This is a genomic window from Salinarimonas sp., from assembly GCF_046292825.1.
Classification (GTDB): domain Bacteria; phylum Pseudomonadota; class Alphaproteobacteria; order Rhizobiales; family Beijerinckiaceae; genus Salinarimonas.
In genome coordinates, this window is sequence record NZ_JBKBQG010000009.1 from 1 (window position 1) to 13,680 (window position 13,680).

The 13,680-nt window shown below is 70.3% G+C and carries 13 protein-coding genes; 6 read left to right on the forward strand and 7 right to left on the reverse strand.

The genetic code is table 11. The features are described 5' to 3' along the window. Nucleotides 1–196 precede the first annotated feature (196 nt). The 3 genes from ACK4UM_RS06635 to ACK4UM_RS06645 all read left to right on the forward strand — a co-directional run bounded on the left by ACK4UM_RS06635 (nucleotide 197) and on the right by ACK4UM_RS06645 (nucleotide 3,711). Complete coding sequence (locus tag ACK4UM_RS06635) at nucleotides 197–637, forward strand: tripartite tricarboxylate transporter TctB family protein (protein ID WP_409797073.1); 441 nt, start codon at nucleotides 197–199, stop codon at nucleotides 635–637. Further along, nucleotides 637–2,145: a tripartite tricarboxylate transporter permease gene (locus ACK4UM_RS06640; protein ID WP_409797075.1), complete on the forward strand. Its 1,509-nt coding sequence runs from the start codon at nucleotides 637–639 to the stop codon at nucleotides 2,143–2,145. Before ACK4UM_RS06635 ends, ACK4UM_RS06640 begins: the two co-directional genes overlap by 1 nt. Before the next feature lie 147 nt (nucleotides 2,146–2,292). Further along, a complete protein-coding gene (locus ACK4UM_RS06645; RefSeq protein ID WP_409797077.1) occupies nucleotides 2,293–3,711 on the forward strand; it encodes a sensor histidine kinase in 1,419 nt (472 codons plus the stop codon). A 6-nt stretch (nucleotides 3,712–3,717) separates the two neighbouring features. Here ACK4UM_RS06645 and ACK4UM_RS06650 read toward each other — a convergent pair whose 3' ends face one another. The 3 genes from ACK4UM_RS06650 to ACK4UM_RS06660 all read right to left on the reverse strand — a co-directional run bounded on the left by ACK4UM_RS06650 (nucleotide 3,718) and on the right by ACK4UM_RS06660 (nucleotide 6,699). Beyond that, nucleotides 3,718–4,935: an MFS transporter gene (locus ACK4UM_RS06650; RefSeq protein WP_409797271.1), complete on the reverse strand. Its 1,218-nt coding sequence runs from the start codon at nucleotides 4,933–4,935 to the stop codon at nucleotides 3,718–3,720. A gap of 188 nt (nucleotides 4,936–5,123) precedes the next feature. Continuing rightward, a complete protein-coding gene (locus tag ACK4UM_RS06655) occupies nucleotides 5,124–6,362 on the reverse strand; it encodes an alpha/beta hydrolase family protein (RefSeq protein ID WP_409797079.1) in 1,239 nt (412 codons plus the stop codon). Between the two features lie 58 nt (nucleotides 6,363–6,420). Beyond that, entirely contained in the window at nucleotides 6,421–6,699 is a 279-nt protein-coding gene (locus ACK4UM_RS06660; RefSeq protein WP_409797081.1) for a hypothetical protein, read from the reverse strand. Between the two features lie 349 nt (nucleotides 6,700–7,048). Between ACK4UM_RS06660 and ACK4UM_RS06665 the strand changes: the two genes are divergently transcribed. From ACK4UM_RS06665 to ACK4UM_RS06675, 3 genes are all read left to right on the forward strand, one after another. After that, nucleotides 7,049–8,086: an AI-2E family transporter gene (locus ACK4UM_RS06665; protein ID WP_409797083.1), complete on the forward strand. Its 1,038-nt coding sequence runs from the start codon at nucleotides 7,049–7,051 to the stop codon at nucleotides 8,084–8,086. 105 nt (nucleotides 8,087–8,191) lie between these two features. Continuing rightward, a complete protein-coding gene (locus tag ACK4UM_RS06670) occupies nucleotides 8,192–9,031 on the forward strand; it encodes a UDP-2,3-diacylglucosamine diphosphatase (RefSeq protein WP_409797085.1) in 840 nt (279 codons plus the stop codon). Beyond that, on the forward strand, nucleotides 9,031–10,056 hold the full coding sequence (locus ACK4UM_RS06675) for a glycosyltransferase family 4 protein (protein ID WP_409797087.1): 1,026 nt from the start codon (nucleotides 9,031–9,033) through the stop codon (nucleotides 10,054–10,056). Before ACK4UM_RS06670 ends, ACK4UM_RS06675 begins: the two co-directional genes overlap by 1 nt. A 105-nt stretch (nucleotides 10,057–10,161) precedes the next feature. Here ACK4UM_RS06675 and ccoP read toward each other — a convergent pair whose 3' ends face one another. Genes ccoP through ccoN form a run of 4 tightly spaced genes read right to left on the reverse strand, consistent with a single transcriptional unit; the run spans nucleotide 10,162 to nucleotide 13,642 of the window. Further along, nucleotides 10,162–11,040, reverse strand: coding sequence for a cytochrome-c oxidase, cbb3-type subunit III (ccoP, locus tag ACK4UM_RS06680; RefSeq protein ID WP_409797089.1), 879 nt, complete (start codon nucleotides 11,038–11,040; stop codon nucleotides 10,162–10,164). Between the two features lie 3 nt (nucleotides 11,041–11,043). Then, complete coding sequence (locus ACK4UM_RS06685) at nucleotides 11,044–11,208, reverse strand: cbb3-type cytochrome c oxidase subunit 3 (protein WP_409797090.1); 165 nt, start codon at nucleotides 11,206–11,208, stop codon at nucleotides 11,044–11,046. Nucleotides 11,209–11,218: 10 nt separating this feature from the next. Continuing rightward, entirely contained in the window at nucleotides 11,219–11,956 is a 738-nt protein-coding gene (gene ccoO, locus ACK4UM_RS06690; protein ID WP_409797092.1) for a cytochrome-c oxidase, cbb3-type subunit II, read from the reverse strand. A 15-nt stretch (nucleotides 11,957–11,971) separates the two neighbouring features. Further along, on the reverse strand, nucleotides 11,972–13,642 hold the full coding sequence (ccoN, locus tag ACK4UM_RS06695; RefSeq protein WP_409797094.1) for a cytochrome-c oxidase, cbb3-type subunit I: 1,671 nt from the start codon (nucleotides 13,640–13,642) through the stop codon (nucleotides 11,972–11,974). Nucleotides 13,643–13,680 lie beyond the last annotated feature (38 nt).

Below are 13,680 nucleotides of genomic sequence, written 5' to 3' on the forward strand. Positions count from 1 at the left end.
TTCCTCCGGGGAGGGACGGGGCGGCATGAATCCCTCCCCGTAGGGGAGGGTGGACCCTGGAGCGGAGCGACAGGGGCCGGGTGGGGCACGGTCGATCGCGGAAAATTACCGCGCGTCGTGCCCCACCCGACCTCGCTCGCTAACGCTCGCGAGGCCACCCTCCCCTCCGGGGAGGGATGAACAAGGGGGGCTGGCGGTGGTCGATCGACGCGATCTCGCCGCGGGGCTCGCGCTCGCGGCGCTCGGCGGCGCCTTCGTGTGGGGCGCGCTCGATCTGCCGCTCGGGACCGCGCGGCGGATGGGGCCGGGCTATCTGCCGCTCGTCGTCGGCGGCGCGGCGATCCTGATCGGCCTTCTCGTCGCGGGTGCGGCCTTCGGCCGGGCCGGGCGCATCCCCGCGGTCGAATGGCGGCCCTTCCTCGGCGTGCTCGCGGGCCTTGCGGCCTTCGCGCTGGCCATCCGCCCGCTCGGCCTCCTGCCGGCGATCGTCGTCGCCGTGCTCGCGAGCGCGACCGCCGACGCGCGCTCGCGGCCGCTTCCGGCGCTCGCGCTCGCGCTCTTCCTCGCGGTCGCGGCGCATCTCGTCTTCATCGTGGCGCTGCGGCTGCCGCTCGTGCCCTGGCGGATGCCGTTCTGATGGAACTCCTGTCCAATCTCGCTCTCGGCTTCGCCACCGCCTTCGCGCCGGCGAACCTGTTCTATTGCTTCCTCGGGGTCTTCCTCGGCACCTTCATCGGCGTCCTGCCCGGCATCGGCGCGCTCGCGGCCGTGTCGATGCTCCTGCCGGTCACCTTCTACCTCGAGCCGACGACGGCTCTGGTGATGCTGGCGGGCGTCTATTACGGAGCGGAATACGGCGGCTCCATCGCCTCGATCCTGCTCAACCTGCCCGGCACGCCGTCGGCCGCCGTCACCTGCCTCGACGGCTACCCGATGGCGCGGCAGGGGCGGGCCGGGGTCGCCTTGTTCATGACGACGATCGCCTCCTTCGTCGGCGGCACGGTGGGCATCGTGGTGCTCACCCTGTTCGCGCCCTCGCTCGCGCGCTTCGCGCTCGCCTTCGGGCCGGCGGAATACGTGGCGGTGATGGTCCTGGGGCTGATCGCGGCCTCGGCGGTGGGGCAGGGCTCGCCCTTGAAGGGCATCGCGATGGTCGTGGTGGGCCTCCTCCTCGGCTTCGTCGGCACGGACATCAATTCGGGCTATCCGCGCTACACGCTCGGGATCCCGCAATTGCGCGACGGGATCGGCCTCGTCGTGCTCGCGATGGGGCTCTTCGGGATCGCGGAGGTGATCGCCTCGATCCGCGCCACGGCGGGCGGCTTCGTCGGCGGCAAGATCACCTTCGCCTCGATGCTGCCGACCCGCGCGGAGGCGCGCGCCTCGATCGCGCCGGTCGCCCGCGGCACCGGGGTCGGCGCGCTGTTCGGCACGCTGCCCGGCACGGGGCAGACGATCGCCGCCTTCCTCGCCTACGCGCTGGAGAAGCGCACCGCGCGCGCGCCCGAGCGCTTCGGCAAGGGCGCGATCGAGGGGGTGATGGCGCCCGAGAGCGCCAACAACGCCGCTGCCCAGACGGCCTTCATCCCGACGCTGACGATGGGCATCCCCGGCTCGGCGACGATGGCCCTGATGCTCGGCGCCCTGATGATCCACGGCATCACGCCGGGGCCGCAGCTGATGAGCACGCATCCGGAGGTGTTCTGGGGGCTGATCGCGAGCTTCTGGATCGGCAACGTCCTGCTCCTCGTCCTCAACATCCCCTTGATCGGCATGTGGGTGCGGCTCCTGCGCATCCCCTACCAGCTGCTCTATCCGGCGATCGTGGTGCTGATCTGCGTGGGCGTCTACGCGATCTCGAACAACGTCTTCGACGTGGTGCTGGCGCTCTTCTTCGGCGTTGTCGGCTACGGCATGCGCCTCCTCGGCTTCGAGCCGGCGCCGCTCCTGATCGGCTTCATCCTGGGGCCGGCGCTCGAGGAGAACCTGCGCCGGGCGCTCCTCCTCTCGCGCGGCGATCCGACGGTGCTCGTCGCCTCGCCGATCGGGGCGACGCTGATGGCGATCGCGGCGGGGCTCCTCGTGTGGGCGTTGTGGGCGTCGCTGTTCCGCCGCCGCAAGGGTAGCGCGTCGACCGCCGAATGATCGCCTGCGTATCGACGTCGCGGCGCGCCGACCCGGAGCCGATGCACATAAGGAAACAACCTATCAGCATTCATCTATCCGTTCGTCGACTTGCCGTGCTGCTGCCGTTGGGTTAGCTTCAAGAAACGGAACAAGCACAGGATGTCGATGAGCGCGCCGGTCGACGTTGCCGCATTGCAGCACGGTCGCGATGCGATCTACCGATCGGTGCTCGCCGCGATCGATCAGGGCTTCTGCGTCCTCGAGATGATCTACGACGAGAAGTCCCGTCCCCGCGACTTCCGATTTCTCGAGGCGAACGAGGCCTTCGTTCGGCATACGGGCATGCCGGACGCGGTGGGGCGCACCATCCGCGAGCTCCTTCCCGGCATCGAGGAGCGTTGGCTCGAGGCCTATGGCCGCGTCGCGCTCACCGGCGAACCGACGCGCTTCGAGGCGCAGGCCGCCTCGCTCGGGCGCTGGTTCGACGTCAACGCTTTTCCCGTCGGCGATCCGGCCGAGCACAAGGTCGGGCTCCTGTTCACGGACGTGACCGCGCGGCGGGCGGCCGAGGAGGCGTTGCGCGAGCAGGAGGAGCGGCTTCGCCTCGCCACGAGCGCGGGCGGGCTCCTCACCTGGGAGGTCGATCTCGAGACCGGGGCCGTCGTGTTCTCCGAGGCCGAGCGCGCCGTCGTCGGCTTCGCGCTTCCGCGCGAGGGGGATGACATCCTGGGGATGGTTCATCCCGACGACGCGGCGGAGGTGCGCGCGCGCCTCACGCAAGCGGTGTGCGAGCGCGCATGCTTCCGCTCCGAGCATCGAATCGTGTCGCCGGAGACCGGGGAGACGGTGTGGCTGCGCGTCGAGGGGCGGGTCTTCGAGCAGGGGCGTCGCCTCGTCGGCGTCGCGCGCAACGTCACCGGCGAGCGCGCCCAGGCGCAGAGCCTGAGGGACGCCGCGGAGCGCATGGAGGTCCTCGTCGCCGAGCTGCAGCATCGCACGCGCAATCTCCTCGGCATCCTGCGGGTGGTGGCGGATCGCACGCTCGCCGAATCGGAGGGGCTCGCCGATTTCCGCAGGCGTTTCCGCTGCCGGCTCGACGCGCTCGCGCGCGTCAATGGCCTCCTTTCGCGGCTCGACGGCGGCTCGCGCATCGCCTTCGACGATCTCCTGCGCGTCGAACTCGAAGGACACGGGATCGACGTGAACGAGGGGGAGCGCGAGCCGCGCGTCGTGCTGGACGGGCCCGCGGGCGTGCGTCTGCGCTCGTCGAGCGTCCAGATCGTCGCGCTCGGCCTGCACGAATTGATGACGAACGCCTTGAAATACGGGGCCTTGTCGCGGCCGGAGGGGCGGTTGCGCATCGCCTGGCACCTCGAGGACGCCGAGAGCGAGCAGCCCCATCTGCACGTCCAGTGGGAGGAGAGCGGCGTGCCGGTGCCGCCCGAGCTGTGCCGCAAGGCGAGCGGCTACGGGCGCGAGCTCATCGAGCGGGCGCTGCCCTACCAGCTCAAGGCGCAGACCCGCTACGAGCTGAACCCCGGCGGCGTCCGCTGCGCCATCGCCCTCCCCGTGCCCCCGGCCTGAGCGCCCTCAGCGGCGCATCAATGCGGCGATCAGGGCGACGAAGGCGAGGTCGAGGAGGCACAGGGCGACGAGGATCGCGAGGAGCACGTCCCCGCCCGCCCAGTCGATCACGAACGCCGCGCCGAGCGGCGCGAGCGCGCCGACGAGGAGCTGCGGCAGCGCGAGCCGGCCCATCAGAGCCGCATAGCCGTGCTGGCCGAACAGGGCGAGCGGCAGCGTGCCGCGAACGATCGAGCGGATGCCGATTCCCGCCCCGTAGAGCACGAGCCCGAGCGCGAGGACCGGCAGGCCGAGCGCGAGCACGCCGATGCCGGCGAGCGTCAGCAGCGTCGAGGCCGCGGCGGTGAGGATCGGGTGGAAGCGCCGCCCGATCACCGCCTCGATCACGCGCGCCCCGACCTGCGCCGGGCCGATGAGCGCGGCGAGCGCGACCGCCGCGGCGAGGCTCGTGCCGCGCTCCTGCAGGAGGCTTATGACGTGCACGGACATCGTCGCGCTCGCGATCGCCCCGATGGTCAGGCCGGTGGCGAGGGCGAGGGGGAGGAGCGGATGCGGCGGCGCGGCGCTCGGCGCCGTCGCGTCCGCGCCCGCCGCTCCTCCCGCATTCGCGGGCGCGGGGGGAGGGGGCGCCGGCGGCGGGAGGCGCGGGACGAGACGCAGGTGGATCGGCGCCGTCACGCAGACGTGGATCGCCGCATAGGCGAGGCAGGTGCCGCGCCAGCCGAGCGTCTCCACGAGGAAGGCCGAGAGCGGCCAGCAGACGGTACTCGCGAAGCCGCCGAAGAGCGTCAGATTGGTGATCGCCGCGCGCGCCTCGCGCCCGTAGAGCTTGCCGAGCGTCGAGAAGGCGGCGTCGTAGAGGCCCGCCCCCATCCCGATGCCGATCACGAGCCAAGCCGCGAGATAGGTGACGAGCCCCTGCGCGAAGGCCAGCGCGCCGAGCCCGGCGGCCATCGTCAGCGAGGCGAAGGCGAGCACGGTCCGCCCGCCCGTCGCCTCGATCGCCCGGCCGACGCGCGGCGACACGAGGCTCGCCGCGACGAGGCCGACGGTGAGCCCGCCGACGATGGGCGCGAGCGGCACGCCGAGATCGGCCGCAATCGTCGGCGCGAGCACGGCGGGGAGGTAATAGGTCGAGCCCCAGGCGAGGATCTGCCCGATGCCGAGCCCGGCGACGACGATGCCGCGCGCGGGGCGGCGCGCGCCCGAGGGCGGCTCGTCGATCGCGGCGGAGGAGGGTGGACTCAAGCGGCGCTCCCGCGGCAGGCGGCTCGTGCCGCACCCGCCGATATCGCGGGCGTGCGTCAGTCTAACGACGTTCGCGGCGCGCGAGAACCCGCGCCGCGTGCGCGTTTTCGCATCTGCGACGGCGGTCGGGCGAGCGGCCCGGCGCCGCGACGCCGCTCACCGGGTCAGCTCGCCGCGGGCGGGGCGTCCGCCGCGAGGGTGTCGTCGAGCCAGTCGAAGGCCATGCGGGCGCAGACGGACAGGTTCGGACCGCCGACCGAGCGACCGGCGCCGAGGGCGCTCGGGAGGACGACGAGGCGCTTTCTCGGGTTCGGCAGCCTGTCGAGCGCGTCGTGGATGCGCGCGCGCACGAGCCCGTAGCCGTCGTATTCGCTCTGCGGCGCGAGGATCAGGGTGGGGCAGGGGACCGCCCCCGGGTCGAAGCGCCAGCCCGCGGCCTTCTCGACGAGTTCGGCGATGGAGCGCGCGCCCCAGCGCTCCTTGTAGGTGTCGAAGGAGCGCTCGACGACCTTCATGCGCGAGCCGAAGAGCCGGGCGAGGAGCGCCATCTTCCAGGTCCCCTCCCATTCGGCCATCGTCGAGACGAGCGGGATCGAGCGCCAATGGTCCTCGAAATCGGGGAAGATCGAGGCGGCGACGATCGCGCGCAGGGGCACCCCCGCGGTCGTCGCGCGGGGCACGAGATAGCCGCCGAGGCTGAAGCCGATCGCGGCGATCCGCGAGGCGTCGACGTCCGGGCGCGCGCCGACATGCGCGACGAGCGCGCCGAGCGCCGCCTCGGCATCGGGGCGGAAGCGGAAGCCGTCGCGCGCCGTCAGCCCCTGGCCGGGCAGATCGACGAGGACGACCTTGTAGCCGCGCCGCGCGCCCTGGGCGCCGTACCAATGGTAGAGATCCTCGGCGAAGCTGTCCGCGCCGCCCACCACGATCACGGTCTTGGCGGGGCCGGTGCCGTCGTCGCCGTGCAGCACGTAGCCGGGGAGATGGCCGTGCTCGAAGGGCAGCTCGAAGGGCTCGATCAAGCCCTCCGACAGGGCGGCGGCGCGGGCGAAGAGCGAGCGCATCCGCCGCGCGACCTCGTGATAGTCGGGATCGACGCGAGGGCCCATCTGGACGAGCATCGCGCGGTAATAATTGCTCGCGCGCAGGAAGCAGTCTCGTGCGCTCACCGCGTGGCCGGCGCGATCCGATTCGAGGGCGAGCTCCTCGACGCGCTCGGCCATCTCGCGGAAAGCCGCCTGCCAGCTCGCGCAATCGCCGACGCGCACCTGCGCCGCGGCGGCGAAGGTCTCCCCGATCTCGCTGCCGCCGGTCGTCTGCGCGGCGAGCGTGCCCTGGAGATAGCCGTCCGCCCAGGCGGCGTTCTTGAAGGCGTAGGCGATGGTCGCGGCTCTGGCGGGCATGGGAGACCTCTCGTCTCGTGTCGCTCGGCGCCCCCGCCCCCTTGTTCTCGGCCCGCCCTCACTCCCGCGGATCGACCGGATAGACGACCCGCACGGCCTGCGGATCGCGCTCGTGCGGCAACGGCAGATGCGGGATCGCCGGGAGCGTGATCGCCGGCGGCGGAATGTCCGGGCGCTGCGGCGGCAGCGGCGCCGCGACGCGTTCGACGGGCTCGGCGCGATGCATGGCGTCGTGCCCGGCGAGGCTCTCGCCGGCGCCGAGCGTCGCGGCGGCAGCGAGGACGGCGAGCGGCATCACGAGCCGCCGCACGCGGGCTGTGGTCTCGATCCTCATCATGGGGGAGGGAATTCGGAACCCGCAACGGTGTTCCCGCCCGACGCTCCCGCCCGCTCGCGGCTGGGAGATCGACACGTCGTGACCTCCGAACGGGAAGGCGAGAGCGAGGCGCCGCCGCTCTCCTTCCCCTGAGGGGAAGGAGAGGGTGCGCCGGTAGGGTTGCACCCGCCCTAGACCACGATCCATTCGCTCCGTCGCCTCCTGCGAGGAAGGACGAAGACGGCCCGCGCCGCGAGCGTGGAGCGCGATCGTCGACGGGATGGCCTCCTCGCGCGCGGCGGTGCGACCCGCTTGACGACGCGGATCGGGAGGGCTTCATTCGGGCGTCGCGGCGAAGGGAGGCGTCCCCGTGAGCATCAGGGACCTGTTCCATCTCCTCGGCGTCACCGTCCTCCTCGGCTTCATCCTGCATGTCGGGCGCGAGGTGCTGGTGCCGGCCGTCGTCGCGATCATGCTCGCCTATATCACGGTCGGCGCCGTCGACGCGCTGCGGCGGATCCCGGTCCTCGCGCGCGCGCCGGGCTGGGCGATCACGATCGTCGCGCTCGCCGTGCTCGGCACGGGGCTCGGGCTCATCGGGCTTCTCGGGGCGGCGAACCTGCGCAGCCTCGCCCTCGTGCTGCCGACCTATGCCGAGAACCTCCAGCGCATCGCCGACGATCTCGCCCGGCCCTTCGGCGCGACGGGGACGAGCCTGTGGGAGGGTTTTCAGGCGATCTCCTTCGACTGGCTCGAGCCGCGCGCGGTGGCGATCCCGATCCTCAACGCCCTCGCGAGCGCGGGCGCCTACATCGTGCTCGTCGTCACCTACGTCGTCTTCCTCCTGCCCGAGCGCGCCCTGATGCCCAAGAAGCTCGCGCTCGTCTTCGGCGAGGGCGAGGAGAGCGCCCGCATGGCGGCGCTCGTCACGCGGATCAACGGGCAGATCACCTCCTACATCTTCGCCAAGAGCGCCATCAACGCCGCGCTCGGCGCGCTCTCCTTCGCGATCCTGCTCGTGCTCGGCGTCGAATTCGCGGTGTTCTGGGCGGTGGTGATCGCGCTCGCCAATTACGTGCCGTATGTCGGCTCGCTCGTGGCGGTCGGGCTCGTGCTCCTGCAGGTGCTCGTGCAGACCGCCTCGATCGAGACGACGATCCTCGCTCTCGTCCTCCTCACGATCGCCCAACTCTACGTCGCGAACTGGCTCGAGCCGCGGGTGCTCAGCCGCTCGACCAATCTCAGCCCCTTCGTCGTGCTTCTGAGCCTCGTCGTCTGGGCGGCTCTGTGGGGGCTGCCGGGCGCCATTCTCGCGGTGCCGCTGACGAGCGTCCTCAAGATCGTGCTCGCCTCCGCGCCGCAGACGCGCGGGCTCGCGATCCTGATGTCGCGCGATGGGCAGGTCTGAACGCTTGCGACTTTCGTCCACCCGAGCGCCACGTCTGATCGAGCGTCATCAAAGTGCAACAGCAATAGGCGAAGACGATCCTGCACGTCAGGAGAGGATTCGCCCGTGTCGAACGATCCCCGAGACCGTCGCGTCCGAACGCTGTTCTTGTCCGATATCCATCTGGGCACGCGCGGCTGCCAAGCGGAGCTGTTGCTCGAGTTCCTCCGCCATTACGATGCGGATGTGATCTACCTCGTGGGCGACATCGTCGACGGGTGGCGGCTGAAGAAGAGCTGGTATTGGCCGCAGACCCACAACGACGTCGTCCAGAAGATCCTCCGCAAGGTCCGCAAGGGCGCGCGGGTCGTCGTGGTGCCAGGCAATCACGACGAGTTCCTGCGCGATTACATCGGCGGGAACTTCGGCGGGGTGGAGATCGTCGAGCGTGCGGTGCACGAGACCGCCGACGGCAAGCGGCTCCTCGTCATCCACGGCGACGAATTCGACATCGTGATGCGCCACGCGCGCTGGCTCGCGCTCCTGGGCGATGGCGCCTATACGGTGGCGCTCGGGCTCAACACCTATCTGAACTACGTCCGCCGCAAGCTCGGCTTCGATTATTGGTCGCTCTCGGCCTGGGCGAAGAACCGGGTGAAGAACGTCGTCTCCTTTATCGGCGAGTTCGAGACCTTCCTCGCCTCCGAGGCGCGCCGCCACGGAGCGGACGGGGTCGTCTGCGGCCACATCCACCATGCCGCCCACCGCGAGATCGACGGGCTCGTCTATCTCAACAGCGGCGACTGGGTCGAATCCTGCACCGCGATCGCCGAGCATTACGACGGCTCCTTCGAGATCGTGCGCTGGCAGGAGGCGCGGGTGACAGCGCCCTCCGCGCTCCCCGCGCCGGCGGAGGTCTACCCGCTCGATGCCGGCCCCCTCGTGCCCCGAAGGGAGGTCGCGTGATGCATCTCCTCGTCGCGACCGACGCCTGGAAGCCGCAGATCAACGGGGTCGTGCGCTCCCTCGAGGCGATGGCCGAGCGGGCCCATTCCTGCGGCGCGCGGGTGAGCTTCGTCACCCCGCTCGATTTCGCCTCCGTGCCGATGCCGACCTATCCCGAGATCCGGCTCTCGCTCGCGAGCGCGCGCCGGCTCGCGCCGATCCTCGAGCGCGTCGCGCCGACGCACGTGCACATCGCGACGGAAGGGCCGATCGGCTTCGCGATGCGCGCGCTGTGCCTCGCGCGCGCGATCCCCTTCACGACGAGCTACCACACCCGTTTCCCGGAATACGTCTCCGCCCGCGCGCCGATCCCGGAGGACTGGACCTATGCCGTCATCCGCCGCTTCCACGCGAGCGGGATCGGCATGATGGTCTCGACCCCCTCGCTCGAGCGCGAGCTGACCGCGCGCGGCTTTTCCGGCATCATGCGCTGGTCGCGCGGCGTCGACGCCGATCTCTTCCGTCCGCGCCCGGCTCTGCGCGGGCGCTATCCGGGGCCGGTCTTCGTCACGGTCGCGCGGCTCGCGGTGGAGAAGAACATCGCCGCCTTCCTCGCGCTCGACCTGCCGGGCACGAAGCTCGTCGTCGGCGACGGCCCGGCGCGGCGCGATCTCGAGCGCATCGACCCCGACGCCGTCTTCCTCGGCGCGCTCTCCGGCGAGGCGCTCGCCCAGGCTTACGCCTGCGCCGACGTGTTCGTCTTCCCGAGCCTCACCGACACGTTCGGCATCGTGATGCTGGAGGCGCTCGCGAGCGGGCTCCCCGTCGCCGCCCATCCGGTCACGGGGCCGCTCGACGTGATCGGCGACAGCGGGGTCGGCGTGCTCGACGCCGATCTGCGCCGGGCCGCGCTCGCCGCGCTCGCGATCGACCCCGCCCGCTGCCGCGCCTATGCCGAGCGCTTCACCTGGGAGCGCAGCGCAGCCCAGTTCTTCGGCAACATCCGCACCGCCCACGAGGCCCGCCGCGCCGCCCTCGCGGCGTGAGAGGGCCGGTCGGCCGTACGCGCGAACGAAAACGGCGGACCCGAGCGGGCCCGCCGTTCTTTCGCGTCGTGTCGCGGGGCTCCGAGCCGAGCCCCGTGCTTGCCCTCACTCGCCGCCGCCGAGCGTGTGCACGTAGACGGTGAGCGCGGTGATCGTCGCGGGATCGAGACGCTCGCCGAAATGGGGCATCATGCCCCCGCGCCCGTTGGAGATCGTCTCGATGACGGCCTCGCGGGAGGAGCCGTAGAGCCAGATGTTGTTCGTCAGGTCGGGCGCGCCGAGCGCGCGCGTCCCCTGGCCGGTCTCGCCGTGGCAGGACGCGCAATTCTCGGCGAAGACCTGCGCGCCGAGCGCGAGGTCGGCGTTCTCCGGGCCCGAGAGCCCCGAGAGGCTGCGCACGTAATCCGCCACCGCGATCGCCTCCGCGCGACCGAACCAGCCGTCGCGGACGAAGGCGGGCATGTCGCCGAAGCGGGTGTCCATCGGCGTCGAGCGGATGCCGTGGGTGACCGTGTGGTGGATCTCCTCGAGGGTGCCGCCCCAGATCCAATCGTCGTCGACGAGGTTGGGGAAGCCCACCGTGCCGCCGCCGCCCGCGCCGTGGCAGGCCGCGCAATTGTCGCCGAAGGCGGCGCGGCCGAAGGCCTGGGCGAAGGCGAGCAGTTCGGGATCGGCGGGGATGTCCTCGAGCGCCGTCGTGCGCAAGGCCGCGATCCGCTCGCCGCGCGAGGCGTCGAGCCGCGCGAGGTCGGAGACGACCGCCGAGCGCGAGTTCCAGCCGAGGACGCCGCCCGTCGCGCTGTTGATCAGCGGGATCGCCGGGTAGAGCAGCACGTAGATCAGCGACCAGACGATGGTGACGTAGAAGAGCCACAGCCACCAGCGCGGCAGCGGGTTGTTGAGCTCCCGGATGTCGTCCCACTCGTGGCCGGTGGTCGAGACGCCGGTCGCCTCGTCGATATGCTTGTTGTCCGGAGCGGCCATGGCTCAATCCTCTTCGAGGGGCGACCGCGCGGCCTTGTCGAAGGTCGAGCGGCTGGACGGCTTGAGGGCGTAGACGAGGACGAGGAAGAACCCGAACATGAAGATCAGGAGGCCCCAGGTCTGCGCGAAATTGGCGAGGAAGGAATAGGTCTGAACGGCCTCGTTCATGCCCGCCTCCTCAGCGCACGTTCGCGGCGTTGTCGTAGGTCGAGAAATCGACCAACGTGCCGAGCATCTGCAGATAGGCGACGAGCGCGTCGCCCTCGGTGATCACCCCGTCGTGGCGGCCGGAGAAGTTGCGCGCCTGCGCCTTGGGATAGCGCTCGAGCAGGGCGTCGAGCGCGGGATCGTCGGTGCTCGCCTGGACGATCAGGTCCGTGCGGGCGTTTTCGATCATCGCGTCCGTATAGGGCACGCCGAGCATGGCCTGCACGCGAAGCTCCCGCTCGACATTGGCGAAATCGAGCGGCGTGTCGAACAGGAACGGATAGCCCGGCATGATCGAGCCCGGCACCACGGAGCGCGGGTCGATCAGGTGGGCGACGTGCCAGGCGTCCGAATACTTGCCGCCGACGCGCGCGAGGTCGGGCCCCGTGCGCTTCGAGCCCCATTGGAAGGGCCGGTCGTACATCGATTCGGCGGCGAGCGAGTAATGTCCGTAGCGCTCCACCTCGTCGCGCAGCGGGCGGACCATCTGGGAGTGGCAATTGTAGCAGCCCTCCCGGACGTAGATCGTCCGCCCGGCGAGCTCGAGGGGGCTGTAGGGGCGCATGCCCTCGACCTCCTCGATCGTGTTCTTGAGGTAGAAGAGCGGGACGATCTCCACGAGGCCGCCGATCGAGACGGCGCCCACGATGCCGGCGACGAGGACGATCGAGTTCTTCTCGAAGATCGCGTGCTTGTTCCAGAGAGACATGGTTCGCCCCTCCCCTTATTCGGCCGCGACGAGCGGCGATTGCGGCTCGGCCTCGGCGACCTTCGGAACCGCACGGACGGTCATCCAAAGATTGTAGGCCATGATGAGCGCGCCGGCGAGGAAGAGGAGCCCGCCCAGGGCGCGGATGACGTAGTAGGGGTGCATCGCCTCGGAGGTCTCGATGAACGAGTATTCCAGGAAGCCGAGGCTGGTGTATGCGCGCCACATCAGGCCCTGCATGATGCCCGCGACCCACATCGCCGAGATGTACAGGACGATGCCGAGCGTCGAGATCCAGAAGTGCCAGTTGACGAGCTTGAGGGAGTAGAGCCGCTCGCGGTTCCACAGCCAGGGGACGAGGCAGTAGATCGCGCCGAAGGAGATGTAGGCGACCCAGCCGAGCGCGCCGGAATGGACGTGGCCCACGGTCCAGTCGGTGTAGTGCGAGAGCGAGTTGACGACCTTGATCGACATCATCGGACCCTCGAAGGTCGACATGCCGTAGAAGGCCAGCGACACGACCATGAGACGCAGGACCGGATCGGTGCGCAGCTTGTCCCAGGCGCCCGAGAGCGTCATCAGGCCGTTGATCATGCCGCCCCAGGAGGGCATCCACAGCATGATCGAGAACACCATGCCGAGCGTCTGCGCCCAATCGGGCAGGGCGGTGTAGTGCAGGTGGTGGGGGCCGGCCCAGATGTAGAGGAAGATCAGCGCCCAGAAGTGGATGATCGACAGGCGGTAGGAATAGACCGGCCGCTCGGCGCGCTTGGGGATGAAGTAGTACATGATCGCGAGGAAGCCCGCGGTCAGGAAGAAGCCCACCGCGTTGTGGCCGTACCACCACTGGATCATCGCATCCTGGACGCCCGACCAGACGATGTAGGAGCGCGCCGAGAACAGCGACAGCGGGATCGCGGCGTTGTTGCCCAGATGCAGGATCGCGATCGTGACGATGAAGGCGAGGAAGAACCAGTTCGCCACGTAGATGTGCGGCTCCTTGCGCTTCCACAGCGTCGCCAGGAAGACGAGCAGGAAGGCGACCCACACCACCGTCAGGAAGAGATCGGCGTACCACTCGGGCTCGGCATATTCCTTCGACTGGGTGATGCCGAGCAGGTAGCCCGTGCCGGCGATCACGATGAAGAAATTGTAGCCGAGCACCACGAACCACGGCGAGATGTCGCCCGCAAGCCGCGCCCGGCTCGTGCGCTGCACGACGTAGAAGGCGGTCGCGAGGAGCACGTTGCCGCCGAAGGCGAAGATCACCGCGGAGGTGTGCAGGGGGCGCATCCGGCCGAAATTCAGCCAGGCGGTGTCGAAGTTCAGCGCCGGATAGGCGAGCTGCAGCGCGATGAGCAGGCCGACCGTGAAGCCGGCGATGCCCCAGACCATGGCCGCGACCGTGGCGAACTTGACCGGGCCCATGTTGTAATTGGGCTTGCCGCCGATCTCCTGCGGCGGCAGCGCCGCCGGGCGGTCGTAATAGCGGTTGATGATCGCGAACACGCCCGCGACGCTCGCCGCGGCGAACAGATAGGCGTGGAACGCGTAGGCCGGCTCCCAGGCTTTCGCGGCGACCACGATCGAGAGGACCGCGAGCGCCGCGAGCGCGACTGCCGTTCCCCCCTCGCCGATGGTCATCCGCTTGCCCGGTGCCGCCGGAGATGCGCCGATCGAGGCCATGTAAATCCCCTTGGGTGTCGTGCCGAACAGGCGAGAAG